At 60.4% G+C, this 17,921-nt stretch carries 18 protein-coding genes; 9 read left to right on the top strand and 9 right to left on the bottom strand.

The window, feature by feature from the left end; all coding sequences use genetic code 11:
• Nucleotides 1-72 precede the first annotated feature (72 nt).
• The 5 genes from ABM428_RS02770 to ABM428_RS02750 all read right to left on the bottom strand — a co-directional run bounded on the left by ABM428_RS02770 (nt 73) and on the right by ABM428_RS02750 (nt 5,394).
• Nucleotides 73-861, bottom strand: a complete 789-nt coding sequence (locus ABM428_RS02770) for a serine protease (RefSeq protein WP_037944884.1) — start codon at nt 859-861, stop codon at nt 73-75.
• A gap of 106 nt (nt 862-967) precedes the next feature.
• Entirely contained in the window at nt 968-2,359 is a 1,392-nt protein-coding gene (gene glcF / locus ABM428_RS02765; RefSeq protein ID WP_353628146.1) for a glycolate oxidase subunit GlcF, read from the bottom strand.
• Between the two features lie 45 nt (nt 2,360-2,404).
• Nucleotides 2,405-2,770 (bottom strand): hypothetical protein, encoded by a 366-nt coding sequence (locus ABM428_RS02760; protein WP_348000709.1) that lies wholly within the window; start codon nt 2,768-2,770, stop codon nt 2,405-2,407.
• Nucleotides 2,767-3,885, bottom strand: coding sequence for an FAD-binding protein (locus tag ABM428_RS02755; protein ID WP_353628145.1), 1,119 nt, complete (start codon nt 3,883-3,885; stop codon nt 2,767-2,769). Before ABM428_RS02755 ends, ABM428_RS02760 begins: the two co-directional genes overlap by 4 nt.
• 60 nt (nt 3,886-3,945) lie before the next feature.
• Nucleotides 3,946-5,394 (bottom strand): FAD-linked oxidase C-terminal domain-containing protein, encoded by a 1,449-nt coding sequence (locus tag ABM428_RS02750; protein WP_132997470.1) that lies wholly within the window; start codon nt 5,392-5,394, stop codon nt 3,946-3,948.
• Nucleotides 5,395-5,475: 81 nt separating this feature from the next.
• Here ABM428_RS02750 and ABM428_RS02745 point away from each other — a divergent pair, with 81 nt between their 5' ends.
• Together ABM428_RS02745 and ABM428_RS02740 are read left to right on the top strand one after the other, a co-directional pair.
• Nucleotides 5,476-6,177, top strand: a complete 702-nt coding sequence (locus ABM428_RS02745; protein WP_037944882.1) for a DUF599 domain-containing protein — start codon at nt 5,476-5,478, stop codon at nt 6,175-6,177.
• A gap of 33 nt (nt 6,178-6,210) precedes the next feature.
• Complete coding sequence (locus tag ABM428_RS02740) at nt 6,211-6,567, top strand: hypothetical protein (RefSeq protein ID WP_353628144.1); 357 nt, start codon at nt 6,211-6,213, stop codon at nt 6,565-6,567.
• A gap of 35 nt (nt 6,568-6,602) precedes the next feature.
• Here ABM428_RS02740 and rlmH read toward each other — a convergent pair whose 3' ends face one another.
• The 3 genes from rlmH to ABM428_RS02725 all read right to left on the bottom strand — a co-directional run bounded on the left by rlmH (nt 6,603) and on the right by ABM428_RS02725 (nt 9,308).
• Nucleotides 6,603-7,073 carry a 23S rRNA (pseudouridine(1915)-N(3))-methyltransferase RlmH gene (gene rlmH / locus ABM428_RS02735; protein WP_009825853.1) on the bottom strand — a complete coding sequence of 157 codons (471 nt, stop codon included), beginning with the start codon at nt 7,071-7,073 and terminating at the stop codon, nt 6,603-6,605.
• A 21-nt stretch (nt 7,074-7,094) separates the two neighbouring features.
• Nucleotides 7,095-7,463 carry a ribosome silencing factor gene (gene rsfS / locus ABM428_RS02730; protein ID WP_005851034.1) on the bottom strand — a complete coding sequence of 123 codons (369 nt, stop codon included), beginning with the start codon at nt 7,461-7,463 and terminating at the stop codon, nt 7,095-7,097.
• A gap of 489 nt (nt 7,464-7,952) precedes the next feature.
• On the bottom strand, nt 7,953-9,308 hold the full coding sequence (locus ABM428_RS02725; RefSeq protein WP_005851033.1) for a mechanosensitive ion channel family protein: 1,356 nt from the start codon (nt 9,306-9,308) through the stop codon (nt 7,953-7,955).
• A gap of 349 nt (nt 9,309-9,657) precedes the next feature.
• On the opposite strand from ABM428_RS02725, the gene leuC reads away from it, so the two are divergent.
• The 5 genes from leuC to leuB all read left to right on the top strand — a co-directional run bounded on the left by leuC (nt 9,658) and on the right by leuB (nt 15,020).
• A complete protein-coding gene (gene leuC, locus ABM428_RS02720; protein ID WP_037942994.1) occupies nt 9,658-11,067 on the top strand; it encodes a 3-isopropylmalate dehydratase large subunit in 1,410 nt (469 codons plus the stop codon).
• Between the two features lie 30 nt (nt 11,068-11,097).
• Nucleotides 11,098-11,703: a 3-isopropylmalate dehydratase small subunit gene (gene leuD / locus ABM428_RS02715; protein WP_005851028.1), complete on the top strand. Its 606-nt coding sequence runs from the start codon at nt 11,098-11,100 to the stop codon at nt 11,701-11,703.
• Nucleotides 11,704-12,025: 322 nt separating this feature from the next.
• Nucleotides 12,026-12,871 carry a hypothetical protein gene (locus ABM428_RS02710; RefSeq protein WP_005851026.1) on the top strand — a complete coding sequence of 282 codons (846 nt, stop codon included), beginning with the start codon at nt 12,026-12,028 and terminating at the stop codon, nt 12,869-12,871.
• An 11-nt stretch (nt 12,872-12,882) separates the two neighbouring features.
• A complete protein-coding gene (locus tag ABM428_RS02705; RefSeq protein WP_353628334.1) occupies nt 12,883-13,848 on the top strand; it encodes an endonuclease/exonuclease/phosphatase family protein in 966 nt (321 codons plus the stop codon).
• Between the two features lie 65 nt (nt 13,849-13,913).
• Complete coding sequence (gene leuB, locus ABM428_RS02700; protein ID WP_009825849.1) at nt 13,914-15,020, top strand: 3-isopropylmalate dehydrogenase; 1,107 nt, start codon at nt 13,914-13,916, stop codon at nt 15,018-15,020.
• 90 nt (nt 15,021-15,110) lie between these two features.
• Here leuB and ABM428_RS02695 read toward each other — a convergent pair whose 3' ends face one another.
• Nucleotides 15,111-15,743, bottom strand: a complete 633-nt coding sequence (locus tag ABM428_RS02695) for a DUF998 domain-containing protein (protein WP_353628143.1) — start codon at nt 15,741-15,743, stop codon at nt 15,111-15,113.
• A gap of 164 nt (nt 15,744-15,907) precedes the next feature.
• Here ABM428_RS02695 and ABM428_RS02690 point away from each other — a divergent pair, with 164 nt between their 5' ends.
• Nucleotides 15,908-17,506, top strand: a complete 1,599-nt coding sequence (locus ABM428_RS02690; RefSeq protein ID WP_353628142.1) for a phosphoethanolamine--lipid A transferase — start codon at nt 15,908-15,910, stop codon at nt 17,504-17,506.
• Nucleotides 17,503-17,904, top strand: a complete 402-nt coding sequence (locus ABM428_RS02685) for a diacylglycerol kinase (RefSeq protein WP_009825846.1) — start codon at nt 17,503-17,505, stop codon at nt 17,902-17,904. Before ABM428_RS02690 ends, ABM428_RS02685 begins: the two co-directional genes overlap by 4 nt.
• The last annotated feature ends 17 nt before the right edge of the window (nt 17,905-17,921 follow it).

The raw sequence follows: 17,921 nt of genomic DNA, 5'->3' as shown, positions 1-17,921 counted from the left end.
CGTTCCGGTGACATGCATGTGGGGATGGATAAATCGCGTTTCAAGGGGACAAAATCACCCCTGATGACAAGGTCAGGGTTTGACGAATTTCGCGCCGGTGGTGCGGCGGCGATCCTCTGACGTGATGCGCTTGCTAACAACACCTCCGCCTTGGAAAACACCCTTGCCCGCCACCAGATCCGCCTGAAGCCGCGCCAGCGGCGCACCAAGCGCGGTACCAAGGGACACTTCCTTGTCCTCGACATGGGCCTTGGCGGACACGACAGACACGATCTGCGGCACCCCGTTTTCAAAGGTAAAGATCGGCGCACCACTGGCCCCGAAATCGACGGAGCATGTGGTCACCAGCACGCCTTCTTGGCGGGCCAGCACGCTGCAAACCTCTTGCAGGGACGGTGCCTCTGACCGGTCCTTGGCATAGCTCACCACCCCCAACTGGTCGCCGCGGCGCGGACGGCGGGCGGTGTCGAAGGGTTTGATCGTGGTATTGCGGATCGGCCGATCGAGTTCGAGCAGGGCCAAATCGTTGCGCACACGGTCCGAGGATACGACGCCGTCGTAGACATAGTCAGGATGCACCACCGCACGGCGCACATTGCGATAGGCCCCCGCCCGCCCGTTGCGCCAACCGGCAAGGAATTCTACCTCGCCATGATCAATGCGCTGCTTGCTTTCCCTGTCGTACAGACAATGCGCCGCCGTCAGCACCAAACGGGGCGCGATCAACGCGCCGGTGCAAAACCCCTTACCGCCGATATCCAGACGGCCCACGGCCTCCCACGCGCCGGCATCCACCCCCGTGTCCAGCCTGCGCAACCGCGCATCCTGAGCAAGCCCAGCCGTCGCGACGGTCAGGCACATGATAGAGATGGCTACCCAACGGCGCACGGATATCGCTCCTACTTCGGTGAGATCTGGTCTTTAGCCTCTCCTAGCCGCGAGATAAGGCGAAAATGCGGCGAAACCCTTAGCGGAGGCGAGGAATCTGCAAGTTTGTGCCTTTTTCTTGCGACAACGCCGGAGGCTTCGGCCCACCCGACGCCCAATCCAGCAACTCTACCGTGTGCACCACGGGCACGCCCGCCGCCGATCCGATCTGCATCATGCAGCCGATATTGCCCGCCGCGATCACATCGGGGCTCTTGGCCTGCAGGGTTTTGACCTTGCGGTCTTTCAATTGCTTAGAGATTTCGGGCTGCATCAGGTTATACGTCCCCGCCGACCCGCAGCACAGGTGTGAATCCGCAGGCTCGACCACGGTAAAGCCTGCGCGTTTCAGCAAATCCTTGGGGTAGCTTTTGATCTGCTGGCCGTGTTGCAAGGAACAAGCGGCATGATAGGCCACCGTCAGGCCGTGATGGGCGGGCGTGGGGGCCTTTGGCGCGTCGATGCCCGCGATATCCCCCTTGGCGGGGTTGGGCATGGCGTCTGGGTCTGCGTCTCCCGCAAGATCGTGCAGCACCTCGGACACATCCTTGGCGATCGCCGACACCCGCGCCGCATCTGCCGCCAGCGGGTCATTCCGGAACATATGGCCGTAGTCTTTCACCGTGGTGCCACAGCCCGAGGTGTTGATGACGATGGCGTCCAGCCCCTGCCCGTCCATCTCGGCGCACCATGCCTTGATGTTGCGCGCCGCGGTGGCGTGGCTTTCGCTGGTTTTGCCCATGTGATGGGTCAGCGCCCCACAGCAGCCCGCGCCCTCTGCCACGACCACCTCGCAGCCCTGCCGTGTCAGCAGGCGGATGGTGGCGTCGTTGATGTCGGTGTTCAGCGCCTTTTGCGCACAGCCCGTCATCAGCGCCACCCGTTTGCGCGGTGCCCCCTGCGCGGGGAAGCTTTGCGGGTCATCGTTGCGGCTGACCGGCGGGATCGTCGTGGGGGCCATTTCGATCATCGCACGCAATCGCGCGTCGGGCATCAACCGCGCGAAGGGCCGCCCGATCTTCGCCCCCAGAAGTGCCAACCGGAACCGCGCCGGATAGGGCAGGATACGCGCCAGAATCCACCGCAGGGCACGGTCGCTGAAGGGCCGTTTGTAGCGTTTTTCGATGTAATCGCGGGCGTGATCCACCAGATGCATATAATGCACGCCCGAGGGGCAGGTCGTCATACACGCCAGACAGGACAGGCAGCGGTCGATGTGTTTGACCGTCTTTTCATCCGGATCGCGGTCGTTTTCGAGCATGTCCTTGATCAGATAGATACGCCCGCGCGGGCTATCCAATTCGTCACCCAACACCTGATACGTGGGGCATGTGGCGGTGCAAAAGCCGCAATGCACACAGGCGCGCAGGATCTCGTTGCTGCGCGCCGTCGCGGGGTTTTTCAACTGTTCTGCGGTGAATGTGGTTTGCATGAAAGCTCCGGCGTTGCGGGCACGAGACCCTGACGAGGTAAAGAGTTAAGCGGCGACGGTGCTGGCCCAGATCAGGCCGAACCAGGGCAGCGTGGTGGCCAAGATCCCCAGCACATTGGTCCAGCGCTGCGTAACGGGGCCGGGATAGGCGCGGCGCAACACCTGCGCGACAAAGGCCAGAACGGCGATCCAGCCCAGCCAGATACAGGCAATCGCCCCCATCGACGCCAGCAGGTTTTCGCCCCAATACTGCGCCACGCCATAGCGTATCGCCATCCCCGCCACGGCACAGAGAAAAGCCAAGAGCACCAGCGCACGCAGGCTGCGCCGGTCAGGCTTGCCACGGGTCAAGAGGCGGAACACCAACGGCCCGCCGATAAAGACGACAAGGAAGACCGCAAGCAAGGTCATGCCGCACGGTCCAGCTGGCCCGCGTTGAAGATGCCCTTGGGGTCGAACTGCGCCCGCAGGGCCGCTGTCAGCCGCGCCACACCGGCGGGTTCGGGGTGGAACACGCCCAAGCGCGCCTTGGTCTGCGCATCGGCCCGCACCAGCGTTGCATGCCCATCCATCGGCCCGATGGCCGCGCGCAGATCATGGCCCGCGGCGCTGCGCAGCGAGATCAGCCCGCCCGCCCAGTCATAGGTCCAGCGCTCTGCCCCCGACCGCGCCGCGATCCCCGGCGCGTCAGAGGGTTTGCACGACACGCGCCACACATCACCCTGCCCGTCGTGAAACGCCGCCACATCACGGATGCCGGACCAAAGCGCCTGCGTCGCCGCTGCGTCGCGTTGCTCAATCTCTGCCCCCGCGCCGGCGAGCAACGATTGAAGCTGGCTCAGACGGTAGCTGACCGATGCCTCGAACCCTTCGATGCGCAGTGCGGTTTTGCGGGTGGCAGGGTCATGGGCGGCACCTGTCACCTCGAACGGGCTGCCAAGGGCGCGGGCCATCGCGGCCACAGCGGCCGCATCGTCCAGCCCGTGCAGCACCAAGGTCGCCTGCGTTTCAGGGCGTGGCAGCACCTTCATCGACACCTCGCTCAGCACACCCAAAGTGCCGTAAGACCCCGCCATCAGCTTGACCAGATCATAGCCGGTGACATTCTTCATCACGCGCCCGCCGTTCTTGACCACGGCACCGCGCCCGTCGACAAAGCGCACCCCCAGCAGAAAGTCCCGCGCCGCCCCGACCGAGATCCGCCGCGGCCCGCTGATATTACCTGCCATCACCCCACCGATCGTCGGCGTGCCGCTGGTGCCCAACAACCCGCGATGGTCCATCGGTTCGAACGCGAGACGCTGGTTTTCGGCGGCCAGCGCCTCTTCGATCTCGGCCACGGGGGTGCCGGGTTTCGCGACCAGCGTCAGCGCACCGGGTTCATACAGCGTGATCCCCTGCAGCCCCGCGACGCGCATGATCTGACCTGTCGCGGGCAGGCCGCGCGTGCCGCCCCCCTGAACCGAGATCGGGCCAGCGGCACCTTTGACCGCTTCGACCAGTGCCTCTTCGGATGTGATGGCCATATCTCGGCTCCTTCGTCGTGCGTGTCATCTGTTGAAGATCAGCAGTTAATCAGGCGCGGATTATTCCGCCGCCAGCGCCACGGCGCGGCGTGTCTCTGACGCGTCCAGCGGAAAGACCTTGGCGGGGTTCAGCAGCCATGCGGGGTCGAACACATCCTTCACCGCCATCTGCGCCTCCAGATCGTCGGGGGCGTATTGCACATGCATCAGATCGCGTTTCTCAATCCCGACGCCATGTTCGCCGGTCAGACAGCCGCCCACTTCGACGCAGAGCTTGAGGATCTCGGCCCCGAATGCCTCGCAAAGCTCCAGATCGCCCGGTTTGTTGGCATCAAACAGGATCAACGGGTGCATATTGCCGTCGCCTGCATGGAACACATTGCCGACCTTCAGCCCGAACTGATCGCTGAGTTCCTTGATACGTTTGAGCACGAAGGGCAGCGAGGACACAGGGATGGTGCCATCCAGACACATGTAGTCGTTGATCTGCCCCATCGCGCCAAAGGCCGATTTCCGACCCAGCCAGATCTTGGCGCTTTCCTCTGCGGATTTGGATTGCCGCAGCTCCACCGGATTGTGCCGCTGCGCGATGTCGGAAATCAGACCCAACTGGTGGTCAATCTCCGCGTCGGAGCCTTCGACCTCGATGATCAGCAATGCCTCGCACATGGGATAACCAGCCTTGGCGAAGGCCTCCGTCGCTTCGATACAGGGGCGGTCCATGAATTCGATGGCGACGGGCAAGACACCCGCCTTGATGATGTCAGAGACACATTCCCCCGCGACCTCGTTATCGTCGAACCCGATCAACACGGGCCGCGCGCCTTCGGGTTTGTGCAGGATGCGCAGCGTGGCTTCGGTGACGACCCCCAGCTGCCCTTCAGAGCCGCAGATCAACCCAAGCAGGTCCAGCCCGCCCGCATCCAGATGCGCGCCGCCGACCTCGATCACCTCGCCATCCATCAAGACCATCGTAACGCCCATGAGGTTGTTGGTCGTTACCCCGTATTTCAGACAATGCGCCCCGCCCGAATTCATCGCGATATTGCCCGCGATGGCACAGGCCAGCTGGCTTGAAGGGTCGGGCGCGTAAAAGAAACCGTCTTCCTCGACCGCGCCTGTGACGCTCAGGTTGGTACGCCCGGTTTGCACCTTGATGATGCGGTTGGGGTAATCGGTTTCGATCACCTCGTTCATACGCGCCACGCCAAGGATCACGCAGTCCGCCGTGGGCAGCGCGCCCCCCGCCAGCGATGTACCGGACCCGCGTGGCACGACGGGCACGCCCTCTTCGTGGCAGATGCGCAACACGTCCGACACCTGCTGTGTGGTATATGGCAACACCGCCACCATCGGCGCACATTTATAGGCGGTCAGCGCGTCACATTCATAGGCCCGCGTCTCACGCTCATCCGAGATGACAGCATCAGCCGGCAGAACCTGACGCAGCCGATCAACCACACGCGTCTTGCGCGCGATCACGGCTTGGCTGGGAATGGGCATTTCCATGGCGAACCTCCAGTTTGGTAAAATAATATGACCAATTAAAGACATTGGCAACATAGAACCCGTCGGCGTATGCAGCTTAGCATGACTTGGATGGATCGCATCGCCCTGTTTCAACCGCTGGATTATGCCGCTTTGGCGATAATCTTTTGCGCCTGGCTGGCCATTGGCTGGCGCATCGAACATCCGAACCCCGCGAAACCCTCTGTGTCGCTGATCATGGCGCAATACCGGCGCGAATGGATGACCCAGATGATCACCCGCCAGCCGCGTATCTTTGATTCGCAGATGATCAGCACCCTGCGGCAAAGCACGGCTTTCTTCGCCTCTACCAGCATGATCGCTTTGGGCGGGACACTGGCGCTTTTGGGCAACAGCGAGCGTCTGTCGACGGTGGTCGAAGACCTTGCCCTGACCGAGCTGCCCACCGTGGTGTGGGAATTCAAAATGCTGCTGCCACTGTTCTTTCTGACCAACGGTTTTCTGAAATTCGTCTGGTCAAACCGGCTGTTTGGCTATTGTTCGGTGCTCATGGCCGCCGTCCCAAATGACCCCGAGGACCGCCGCGCACCCCCGCTGGCGTCCAAGGCGGCAGAGATCAACATCACCGCCGCGCGCAGTTTCAATCGGGGGTTGCGATCGCTTTATTTTGCGCTGGCCAGTCTGGGCTGGATCGTCGGCCCAATCCCCCTCACCGTAGCGGCCATGGTCACCGTCATCATCATCTGGCGGCGCGAGTTCACGTCACTGTCACGGCGCATTCTATTGGAAAATGAGCAAGGCTAGTCTATATGTCTGTTTTCAGACATTGGTGTATTCATGTACAAATTGATCCTTTCCATTCCGCTGCTGGTTGCAGCACAGGTCGCTGCGGCAGACCCGACCTCCATCAACTCGGTGCGCGTGTCGAAAGAGGGCGGCCTTTATAAATTCGACGTGACAATCAGCCATAATGATACCGGCTGGGACCACTTTTCGGACGCGTGGCGCATTCTGGATGCCGATGGCAACCAGCTGGCGATCCGCGATTTGATCCACCCCCACGTGGACGAACAACCGCTAACCCGTTCCCTGTCCGGCGTTGAGCTGCCCGCAGGCACGACAGAGGTCGGCATTCAGGCCCGCGATACGCAGTCCGGTTGGGGGAAGGAGATCAAGAAGGTCCAGATCAAGTAAGGTTTGGGCCCTGCCGGACCCCAGAGCTGGCGGATTTATACGCGGTGGTATGGGCCGCCCGACAGGATCGAGGCGGCGCGATACAACTGTTCTGCCAGCATGACGCGCACCAGCATGTGCGGCCAGACCATCTTGCCGAATGACAGCGCATGATCCGCCTCCCGGCGTAGCTCTTTGTCGATGCCATCCGCGCCGCCGATGACAAAGCACAGATCCCCCCGCCCCTGATCGCGCCAGCCCCCTAGACGGTTGGCGAAATCCGGTGAGGTTTCGACCTTTCCTCGTTCGTCCATCACGCAGATCAACGACCCCGCAGGAATGGCACGGCGCAACAGCGCGGCTTCGGCGGGCATACCGCCATTTTTCTTATCCTCAACCTCGATCACGCGCGCGGGCCCAAGGCCCAGCGCGCGACCGGTTCGATCGAACCGATTCAGATAATCATCAATGAGGTCTTTTTCCGGTCCGGCGCGCAAACGCCCGACCGCACAGATGTGAACACGCATGAACCCTGCCTGAAAGGCAGCTTAATGCGGCATCACGGCTGGGGCTTCTGTGGTCATCCACATCTTCTCCAGCTGGTAGAATTCGCGGACTTCCGGACGGAACACGTGAACGATCACATCGCCTGTGTCGATCAGCACCCAGTCACCTGTTTCCTTGCCTTCGACTTTGGGCGAACGGCCATAGTCGTCCTTGACCATCTGGGCCAGTTTTTCAGCAATTGCCGAAACCTGACGCGAAGACCGGCCGGAGCACACAACCATATAGTCGCCGATCGCCGTTTTGCCGCGCAGATCGATCTGCACAACTTCTTCGGCTTTGTCGTCGTCAAGTTGGGAAAGGATTGAAGCCAGCAGAGCGTCGCTTGTGGCTGTGTTTTGTTCAGCAGTCATCAGGGCTGCCTGCGGGGTAGCAGTCGGAACTGCATTTGAAAGCGTTGACAGGACATTGTCCTCCTTTAGACGCGCCGACAGTCCCCCGGCGCTGGGGATGTCCTAGAATAGGCACGCCGAAGTGAAATTTCAATGACAAGCGGCCATGACCGGCATTTACCGGCGCGCGTTGGCCGGGTGCCCTCTGAGAGCCGCAACACCACCGCTTTGACGGGCCGCCCGTAACGCGGCCAGAGAATGGCATGCCCTGACGGGCAAACTCTTGTCCGCTGTGCATTTTTACTGACGGCACTGGCGTTGTCAGGGGGTACGACGACCACCCTCCTCGCAGCGCCATGAAGGTCTGGCCGATAGGCGCATATGCCATCTGTCCGGCTCGGGCTGGCAGTCGTGCCATTGCGTCGCAAAGCTGCCATGCGCCCGCGACAGGGGGATATGGCGGTTCGGGCGCAGTCACGACAGGCGCACGGCCCCGCTGATTCCCGCCGCTCATTCCTGTGTTGATCCGGCACCTGCACCGGCGCGGGACAGGGCGAGCTTGCTGTCGTCCAGAACCTTGACCTCGCGCTGCGGGAAGGGGATCGAAATGCCATGCTCCTTGAACGCATCCCAAAGCGCCAGATAAACATTGCCCCTGATATTGGTCAGACCGCCTGTCGGGTCCTTGATCCAGAAGCGCAGGATGTAATCGACGCTGCTGTCCCCAAAGCCCACGATATGACAGACCGGTGCCTTGAAGCTCAGCACCCTCTCGACCCCGCTTGCGGCCTCTACCGCTAACTTGCGCACCACATGGGGATCATCCCCGTAAGCCGTGCCGAAATAGATATCGAGCCGCACAAAATCGTTGGAGTGGGACCAGTTCACCACCTGACCGGTGATCAGGTCCTCGTTCGGGATCAAATATTCCTTCCCGTCCCGCGTCACGACAGAGGCATAGCGCGCGCCCAAGGTCTGGATCCAGCCAAAGGTATCGCCAAGGCTGATCACATCCCCCGGCTTGATCGACTTGTCGATGAGGATGATGATCCCCGACACAAGGTTCGACACGACCTTTTGCAGGCCGAAACCAAGGCCCACACCAATCGCCCCCGACAGCACCGCAAGCCCGGTAAGGTCAATCCCGACGGCCTTGACCCCCATAAAGAACGCGATGCCATAAAGCGTCAGTTGTACGCCCTTCACCGCCAGCACCTGCATAGAGGGGCTGATGTCTTCGTTCTTGCGGATCGTGGCAGCGCTGGTCTGGCTGATGATCCGTGCCACAGAGAAGAACAGACCGATCACCACCAGCGCGGTGATGACCGTCAGCAGCGAAAGCCGGAAATCCCCGATCGACAGCGCCACCGAATCCAGAAACGCCGAGACATCATCAACCACGTTCAACGCATAGAGCGTGGCGTAGATCCACAGCCCCCATGTCACCAGACGCCGCATAGGGCGGTTGCGCACCAGCCGCGCTGCAAAGGCGATACAGACCCAGACCGCCACCAGCGTTGCAAATATGCCGATCAAATAGGACCGCGACGGCCAGGTAATGTTCTGCATCACAAGATAGACCGTCCCTGCCAGCAGGGCGAACCACATCAGCCCCAGACGCCGCTTGACCTGCACCACCATGCGCAACTGCCACTTGGACCACCCCTCGCGCGAGCGGACCCAGTTTTGCAGCCAGTTGCCCGTGGCGTGATGCAGCCCCCATGATATCAGCGCAAGCCCGAGCAGGATGAACATCTGGTACTGACGCCAGCCGGGCTGCATCAGGCTTTCCGCCAATCCGATCCCCCCTGCGATCAACGCCTGGATACTCTCAAGGAAATGGGCAAAGGGGTCTGGGGTCATCATAAACTTTCAAGGCAAGAAACTTGTACAGAGCTTCAATGGTGGGACAATCCCGCGCACCGCGCAAGAAGGGATACCCGCGCCCACGCACAACCACGTGATCCGATGCAGCCGCGCCACCACCGCACACCGTCAGAATCCTTGATCACATGACCGAAAGCGTCTAGCTAAGCCGCTATGACACATGTTTCAGACGATCTGTTCAACATTTGCGACCGCGCCCGCTTGCGCGAACGCTTTTTCGGGGCAACCCACACCGTGCTGGCGCGACTATAAACGCCCGCCCGCGCCTTGGCGCTCGTCTTTCGTACACCCCTATACTTCGCTTACATAACATACGGGAGAGGACCACATGTCCCCCAAAACGCTCTATGATAAAATCTGGGATGCCCATGTCGCGCACGAGGCCGACGATGGCACCTGCCTTCTGTACATCGACCGTCACCTCGTCCACGAAGTGACCAGCCCGCAAGCCTTTGAAGGGCTGCGGATGACGGGCCGCACCGTGCGCCGCCCTGACCAGACCATCGCTGTGCCCGATCACAACGTGCCGACCACGCTGGACCGCGCCAACGCCGCGACAATGACCGAAGACAGCCGCGTTCAGGTGGCCGCCCTTGATACAAACGCCAAGGAATTCGGCCTGCACTACTACCCCGTGTCCGACGTGCGTCAGGGCATCGTGCATATCGTCGGCCCCGAGCAGGGCTGGACCCTGCCCGGCATGACCGTTGTCTGCGGCGACAGCCACACGGCGACACATGGTGCCTTCGGGTCGCTGGCCCACGGGATCGGCACCTCGGAGGTGGAACACGTGCTGGCGACGCAAACGCTGATCCAGAAGAAATCCAAGAACATGAAGGTCGAGATCACCGGCAAGCTTGCCCCCGGTGTGACCGCCAAGGACATCACCATGACCGTGATCGGTGAAACCGGCACGGCGGGCGGCACCGGCTATGTCATCGAATATTGCGGCGAGGCGATCCGTGACCTGTCGATGGAAGGCCGCATGACCGTCTGCAACATGGCCATCGAAGGCGGCGCGCGCGCTGGCCTGATCGCGCCGGACGACAAGACGTTCGAATACTGCAAAGGCCGCCCCCACGCGCCCAAGGGTGCCCAGTGGGAAGCCGCGATGGATTGGTGGAAAACACTGTATTCCGATGACGACGCCCATTGGGACAAGGTCATCACGATCAAGGGCGAAGACATCGCGCCAGCCGTCACCTGGGGCACCTCGCCCGAGGATGTTCTGCCCATCACCGCCAAAGTGCCCGCGGCATCCGACTTTACCGGCGGCAAGGTCGACGCGGCGAAACGCGCGATCGAATACATGGGCCTGACCGAAGGCATGGCACTGACGGATATCGAGATCGACACCGTGTTCATCGGGTCTTGCACCAACGGCCGCATCGAAGACCTGCGCGCTGCGGCGGCGGTTCTGAAGGGCAAGAAGATCAAGGACGGCATGCGCGCCATGATCGTCCCGGGCTCCGGCCTTGTGCGGGCGCAGGCCGAGGAAGAAGGGCTTGCCGATATCTTCAAGGATGCCGGTTTCGAATGGCGCCTTGCGGGGTGTTCCATGTGTTTGGCGATGAACCCCGACCAACTGGCACCGGGCGAACGCTGCGCATCGACATCGAACCGCAACTTCGAAGGCCGTCAGGGCTTTAAGGGGCGCACCCATTTGATGTCCCCCGCGATGGCTGCCGCTGCCGCTCTTACCGGACGTTTGACCGATATCCGCAAGCTCGACGCGTAAGCGGCCAGCAGATCAAAGGACAACAAAACCATGAACAAATTCGACAAACTTTCCGGGATCGCGGCCCCCATGCCGATGGTGAATATCGACACCGATATGATCATCCCCAAGCAGTTCCTGAAAACGATCAAACGGTCGGGCCTTGGCGTGAACCTGTTTGACGAGATGCGCTATGACCGCGACGGCAACGAAGTACCGGATTTCGTGCTCAACAAACCGCAATACCGTGACGCGCAGATTCTTGTAGCGGGCGATAACTTCGGATGTGGTTCTTCGCGGGAACACGCGCCTTGGGCCATCGCCGATTTCGGCATCACCTGTGTCATCGCGCCCAGCTTTGCGGACATCTTCTACAACAACTGTTTCAAGAACGGCATCCTGCCGATCGCCCTGCCGCAAGAGCAGGTGGACCTGTTGATGAAAGACGCTGAAAAAGGCTCTAACGCGCGGATCGAAGTGGATCTTGAGGCGCAGACGATCACCAGCTCTGACGGTGAAGTCATCAGCTTCCAGGTTGACGCGTTCAAGAAGCACTGTCTGATGAACGGGCTCGACGATATTGGTCTGACGCTGGAAAAAGCGGCCTCTATCGACAGCTTCGAATCTGCCGCTGCACAGGCACGCCCCTGGGTCTGACCCTCACGGGCCCGGCCCGACGGGCTGGCGCGCTTGACCTAACCACGGGTTGAGTTCTATACATGGTTGTGGGCACCGCTTTGTTGCCCACAACAGGCCGCGGGTTGCGTCATTTTCGCCGCAGCTATGATGCAATATCGCACCACACCTGCGCTCAAAATGTCTCAGATCCGCGCGCATCGTCAGGAACGGGCTTGAGGAATGTGGCGAAAGAAGACACAATTGAGGCAATTCTGAGGCAGGCCTTCGACACCCGAGGGCATCAAGTTGGAACAAGCACGCGGCAAAGAATCGTGGCTGGCCAGTTTGGAAGGGTAGTTTTGTGATTGCACGTATATCCGGCGCGGCAGCGCGTGGCATTCTGGTGGCATTGTTGATTGCAACGCCCGCCCTCATGTTACCCGATGCGTTGAACGATTCCAGCCAGATCACAATGCTGGTGGCGCTGATCGCCTGTTTCCTCACGTTCATCGAATACAACTCGAACTTCCCCAGCATCATCGAATTCCGCGATGCGGCCCCCTTCAACCGGCTGCGCTATGTCTGCTTGCTGGTCACGATCATCCTGCTGACGTTGATCCTGAAGCAAAAGGTCAGCCCCTCGGTTCTGGGCGGTGCCATGACCTCTATCGGGACGATCCTTGGCAATGCGATGGATTTCCCCTTTTCGCCGGTGCGCATGATTGTCCTGATGCTGCCCGAAAGCGCCAGCGATGCGCTGGTGACATCGGTCCGTACGTCCGCGGGCATGGCCTATCTGATCTCGCTGATCTCGATGGGGGCGTTTCTGGTGCTGGTGCGCATCATGAACTGGCCAGTGCGTCAGGGGGCCTTTAACGTCTGGGTGAACCTGCCGCTCTTCGACCCGACCGCGGGCGGCGATGTCATCTATCGTCTGCAACGGGACGCACGGATCAATATCGCGCTTGGCTTCCTTCTGCCCTTCCTGATCCCCGCAGTAGTCAAAGCGGCGGCCGATCTGCTAGACCCGATTACATTGCAGAACCCGCACACCCAGATCTGGACAGTCGCCGCATGGGCCTTCCTTCCTGCCAGCATCATCATGCGCGGCATTGCCATGGGCAAGATCGCCGAGATGATCGAAGAGAAACGCCGTCGCGCCTATGCCGACGAGGCGGAGAAAGATCACGGCTTGCAGCCAGCCTGATCGCAGGCGTCCTGCTGGCCGCATCCCCCGCGGTCGCAGAGCCCCTGCGCATCGCCACCTTCAACACCGAATTATCGCGGGCCGGACCGGGTCTGCTGCTGCGCGACATTGCCAAAGGGGCGGACCCGCAGATTACCGCTGTGACGCGCCTGCTGGAAAATGTTGCTGCCGATATCATCGTGCTGCAGGGGGTGGATTACGATCTTGGCGGCACAACGCTTGGCGCTTTGGCGGACAGGCTTGGCGAGGCTGGCCCCAGCTACCCCTACCGTTTCGCGCTGCCTCCGAATGCGGGACGGCCTACGGGTCTGGATATGGACGGCGACGGTAAAACGGGCGGCGCGCGCGATGGTCAGGGCTATGGCCGCTTCTTCGGCGCGGGCGCGATGGCGATCCTGTCGCGCTATCCCGTGCTGCGCACCGATGTTCAGGATTACAGCGATTTTCTGTGGCGTGACCTGCCCGATGCGCTGCTGCCGCAGACGGACGGTGCCCCCTTCCCCTCTGCCGCGGCGCAAGAGGTGCAGCGGCTTGCCTCGCACGGCGCATGGGTCGTGCCCCTCGACATCCCAGATCAAGCGCCCCTGACCCTGCTGACCTTCTATGCCACGCCCCCTGTGTTCGACGGACCAGAGGACCGCAACGGCAAACGCAACCATGATGAAATCCTGTTCTGGGATCACTATCTGGCGGGCAGCTTCGGCCCGCCGCCAACAGACCGTTTTATCCTGCTCGGGGATGCAAATCTTGATCCGGCGAAAGGCGAAGGGCTGCGCGCCGCGATCCAGACGCTGTTGGATCACCCCGCGCTCCACGACCCGCTGGCGGGCCAGCCCACCGTCACCTTCGACGGTTTGGGCGATATGCGTGTCGACTATCTACTGCCCTCAACCGACTGGCGCGTCGTCGCCGCTGGCGTGGCCCGCGACCCTGCTGCCAGCCGTCATGGCGTGGTCTGGGTCGATCTTGACCGCTAGCCGTTCTTGACCCCTCTGGCTCCCCGCGCTACCCCGCTATCAACGTATTTTTCAGGAGACATCGCATGGCCAACCCCACATTGCTAATCCTCGCCGGTGACGGCATCGGCCCCGAGGTCATGGGCCAGGTTGTTCGCATCATCGACTGGTTTGGCGACAAGCGCGATCTGGCCTTTGACGTGGATCACGATCTGGTCGGCGGTGCCGCCTATGACAAACACGGCACCCCCCTGCATGACGACACGATGGCCAAAGCGCTGGCGGCGGATGCTGTTCTGCTGGGTGCGGTTGGCGGGCCGAAATACGACGAGCTTGATTTCAGCGTCAAACCCGAACGCGGTCTGCTGCGCCTGCGCAAGGAAATGGACCTGTTTTCGAACCTGCGTCCGGCACAGTGTTTTGACGCGCTGGCGGATTTCTCCTCGCTGAAGAAAGACCTCGTTGCCGGGCTCGACATCATGATCGTGCGCGAACTGACATCGGGTGTCTACTTTGGCGAACCCCGCGGAATTTTCGAGGAAGGCAACGAACGCGTCGGCATCAATACTCAGCGCTACACCGAATCCGAGATCGACCGTGTCGCACGGTCTGCCTTTGAACTGGCGCGTCGTCGGGGCAACAAAGTCTGCTCGATGGAGAAAGCCAACGTCATGGAAAGCGGCATCCTGTGGCGCGAAGTCGTGCAGAAGGTGCATGACGAAGACTACCCCGATGTCGAGCTGTCCCACATGTACGCCGACAACGGCGCGATGCAACTGGTGCGCGCACCCAAGCAGTTCGACGTGATCGTCACCGACAACCTGTTCGGCGATATCCTGTCCGACTGCGCCGCGATGCTGACAGGCTCGCTGGGGATGCTGCCCTCTGCCTCGTTGGGTGCGCCCAATGCCGATGGCCGCCCCAAAGCGCTGTACGAGCCCGTCCACGGCTCTGCCCCCGATATCGCGGGTCAAGGCAAGGCGAACCCCATTGCCTGTATCCTCAGCTTTGCCATGGCGCTGCGCTATTCCTTCGACCAAGGCGATGAAGCCGCGCGTCTGGAAAAAGCCGTTGAGAAAGTGCTCGCCGATGGGGCACGCACCGCGGATCTGATGGGCCCCGAAGGCGGCTCCCCCATCTCGACCTCGGAAATGGGTGACGCGATCCTCGCCGCCCTGGACGCGAGCCTGTAAGATATAAAGCGCAGCCCTGCTGGATGACCGGCGGGGCTGCTTTGCTTTGGCCAGACGCATCAGACGCTGCCGCATGCCGCAGCCACGCCCCTACCCGCGCCCCTGCCGGCGCAGAAATAACATCGCCAGAGTGATCACCGTCGCCATCGCAATCACACCGAGATACCGTTCGTAAAGACCGTCGACATCGGTGGGTAGCATGAAAAAGACCGGTGCCGAGACGGTCCAGAGCGCGGAGAGACCGACAAGGATTCTGGCGTATATTGCACCGCAGCAGCGCGCCCCTTCTGACATGGACCACGGCAAGATCGCCATAAGAAGGCCAAGAGCATAGACCAGGTAGCTATGGATCACGACGCCATCGCTGTCGTTGTCGCCGTATTCATTCCGCGCGCCAACAAGGAAGACAATCAGCCCCAAGACGGTGAAGCCCACGATCCCGACGCTCCAGCGCCAATTGCCCAGATGAATATGCGCGGCAAGTAAAGCGACCGATATCAGTGAAGCCGAAAACGCATAGATGCCGATATCGACAATATATTCATATTCACCCGCACCAAGATCGCTGATGGTGTCGGCGATCCAGTCGTGGCCCGGAACAACAAAATCCGCGATCAGGATCATCACCGAAAACAGGATGCAGCCAAATATCGCGTACCACGCAAGGAGGCGCGCGAGCCCGGGCCTTTCTTGAACTGCTTCGTCGCCGATTTCGTTCTCCATGTACAATTTACCTTATAGAAATGAAAAATTCCGATCGTAAGCTTTTCGTAAGCTTACGCTGGTCATGAGCACGCATCTAAATCTGCGAAAGCTCTATTATGGCCTCTGTGAAGACCCTTTTATCCCGGCTAGCCGTTCTGCGTGAACGGATAAGCATCTCCCACGTGCTGCTGACCGTTCTTTCCATCGCATTCGTGTTCAGTGTCGATAATAGCACATTCTGGGGCATCTCAAGGGATGTCTTCTCGGGCCACCTATTGTCGCTCGCGGGCTTTATGGGGGCTGTGTTCTGTTTGACGTTGGCCGCCTTCAGCCTGTTCGCATACCCGTGGACGGTTAAACCGTTTCTGATCTCGATGCTCATACTGGCCGCCATGACGTCTTATTACGTCGATACACTTGGCATTATCGTTGACCGCGACATGATCCAGAATGTCATGGTGACCACCGTCGCGGAATCCCGGCATCTGATAACACCTGGCTACATCACCCATATTATTGCCTTCGGTGTGTTGCCCGCGCTCATCGTGATGTGGGTGCCCATTCGCCCCCAGACGCGGATCAGGGCGGCTGTAACGCCGATCGTGACCTTTGTTGTCAGCCTTGCATTGGCCGCAGGGTTGCTGATGTCAGACCTGAAATCCTATGCGTCGATCCTGCGCGAGCGGAAGGATTTCATGAGCAGCTACCAGCCCGGCGCCCCGTTGGTAGGCGCGATCCGATACGCCAAGATGATGTCGCGTTCGGCCAATCTGGTCCTCACCAGCACCGGAGCGGATGCAAGGGGCGGTTCTGCCTATGACGCGCCGCAAAAGCCTATGCTGACCGTTGTCGTTGCGGGGGAAACCGCGCGGGCGCAGAATTTCAGCTTGAACGGATACGGCGTCGACACGAACCCAGAGCTGTCCAAGCTGCCAATTATCAACTTCAGCAATATCCAGTCCTGTGGCACTGCCACGGCGGTGTCACTGCCTTGTATGTTCTCAAAATACAGCCGAGATGACTACAGCTTTGAAAAAGGCACCTCGACCGAGAATGTGCTAGATGTCTTCGGGCATGCCGGGCTGCAGGTCGAATGGTGGGACAATAACACCGGCGACAAAGCGATTGCCGCACGGTTCAAGACGCGCAGGTTCAACGATCTGACCGACCCGGAGTTCTGTGCAACGGGTGAATGTATCGACGGCATATTCCTTGAGCCGTTGAAAGACTACATCGCATCGATCAAGCAGGACACGGTCCTGGTTCTGCACCAGATCGGCAGTCACGGGCCGACCTATTATCAGCGCTATCCGGCGGCATTTGAACGCTTCACACCCGCATGCCGTACGGCGGAGTTCAAGAAATGCACCCCGCAGGAGATCACCAATGCCTATGATAACACCATCGCCTATACGGATCAGATCCTTGCCCAGACGATAAAAATGCTTGCCGCGAATGAAGCTTTGGCCACGTCACTGCTTTATGTGTCCGACCACGGTGAATCGCTTGGCGAACGCGGGCTGTATTTGCACGGGGCACCCTATTTCATGGCCCCGGACACGCAGACCCATGTCCCGATGCTCCTATGGATGTCAGACGCATTCCGAACCCGCTTTGGCATCGATGAAAGCTGTGTGGCGGAACAGAAGGACAAGCCGCTGTCACACGACAACCTGTTCCATTCCCTACTTGGGATGCTCGACATCAACACCGCAGAGCGTAACCCCGATCTGGATATCTTCGCTTCCTGCAAAATAAATACTGAGGTGGCCAAGATATGAAGCCGGAAATTATCAAACCGCTTGAGAAACCCGAACGCGTTACGGGGGTCGCCCATCTGTTTGCCGCTGCGGGCTATTCGATTGGCGGGCTGCGACGTCTTTGGATGGAAACCGCGTTCAGGCATATCATTGTGGCGCTGCCAATCGGTAGTGTTCTGCTCTACATCATGGATGCGGGTGTCGCTGATTTTCTGGTCTTTCTGGTCCTCTTTTCCGCTCTTGTCGCGGTCGAGGCTCTGAATACGGCGATCGAATGTATCGTCGACCACCTCGCTCCACAGTGGGAAGTGTTCGCCCGTGACGCCAAGGACCTTGGTTCGCTCGCGACCATGTGTTTGCTTTTCGCGAACGGTTTTTTCATGGCTGTGGTCGCTTTGCGCTATTTCGGGATGGCCTGAGATATGCCGATGAACCG

Origin of the sequence: Sulfitobacter sp. TCYB15, assembly GCF_040435955.1 — a bacterium.
Taxonomy (GTDB): Bacteria; Pseudomonadota; Alphaproteobacteria; order Rhodobacterales; family Rhodobacteraceae; genus Sulfitobacter; species Sulfitobacter pontiacus.
This window is presented reverse-complemented; position numbering and strand designations above follow the sequence as displayed.

Bases quoted from the DNA above. Each gene is read 5' to 3' on its own strand.
- rlmH (WP_009825853.1), bottom strand. From the start codon at position 7,073: ATGCGTGTTCACATCTGTGCGGTCGGGCGTTTGCGCGCCGGACCGGAA.
- rsfS (WP_005851034.1), bottom strand. From the start codon at position 7,463: ATGACTGCTGAACAAAACACAGCCACAAGCGACGCTCTGCTGGCTTCA.
- ABM428_RS02750 (WP_132997470.1), bottom strand. From the start codon at position 5,394: ATGGAAATGCCCATTCCCAGCCAAGCCGTGATCGCGCGCAAGACGCGT.
- ABM428_RS02770 (WP_037944884.1), bottom strand. From the start codon at position 861: ATGTGCCTGACCGTCGCGACGGCTGGGCTTGCTCAGGATGCGCGGTTG.
- ABM428_RS02760 (WP_348000709.1), bottom strand. From the start codon at position 2,770: ATGACCTTGCTTGCGGTCTTCCTTGTCGTCTTTATCGGCGGGCCGTTG.
- ABM428_RS02685 (WP_009825846.1), top strand. From the start codon at position 17,503: ATGAAGCCGGAAATTATCAAACCGCTTGAGAAACCCGAACGCGTTACG.
- leuC (WP_037942994.1), top strand. From the start codon at position 9,658: ATGTCCCCCAAAACGCTCTATGATAAAATCTGGGATGCCCATGTCGCG.
- ABM428_RS02740 (WP_353628144.1), top strand. From the start codon at position 6,211: ATGTACAAATTGATCCTTTCCATTCCGCTGCTGGTTGCAGCACAGGTC.
- ABM428_RS02725 (WP_005851033.1), bottom strand. From the start codon at position 9,308: ATGATGACCCCAGACCCCTTTGCCCATTTCCTTGAGAGTATCCAGGCG.
- ABM428_RS02695 (WP_353628143.1), bottom strand. From the start codon at position 15,743: ATGGAGAACGAAATCGGCGACGAAGCAGTTCAAGAAAGGCCCGGGCTC.
- glcF (WP_353628146.1), bottom strand. From the start codon at position 2,359: ATGCAAACCACATTCACCGCAGAACAGTTGAAAAACCCCGCGACGGCG.
- ABM428_RS02745 (WP_037944882.1), top strand. From the start codon at position 5,476: ATGACTTGGATGGATCGCATCGCCCTGTTTCAACCGCTGGATTATGCC.
- leuB (WP_009825849.1), top strand. From the start codon at position 13,914: ATGGCCAACCCCACATTGCTAATCCTCGCCGGTGACGGCATCGGCCCC.
- leuD (WP_005851028.1), top strand. From the start codon at position 11,098: ATGAACAAATTCGACAAACTTTCCGGGATCGCGGCCCCCATGCCGATG.
- ABM428_RS02755 (WP_353628145.1), bottom strand. From the start codon at position 3,885: ATGGCCATCACATCCGAAGAGGCACTGGTCGAAGCGGTCAAAGGTGCC.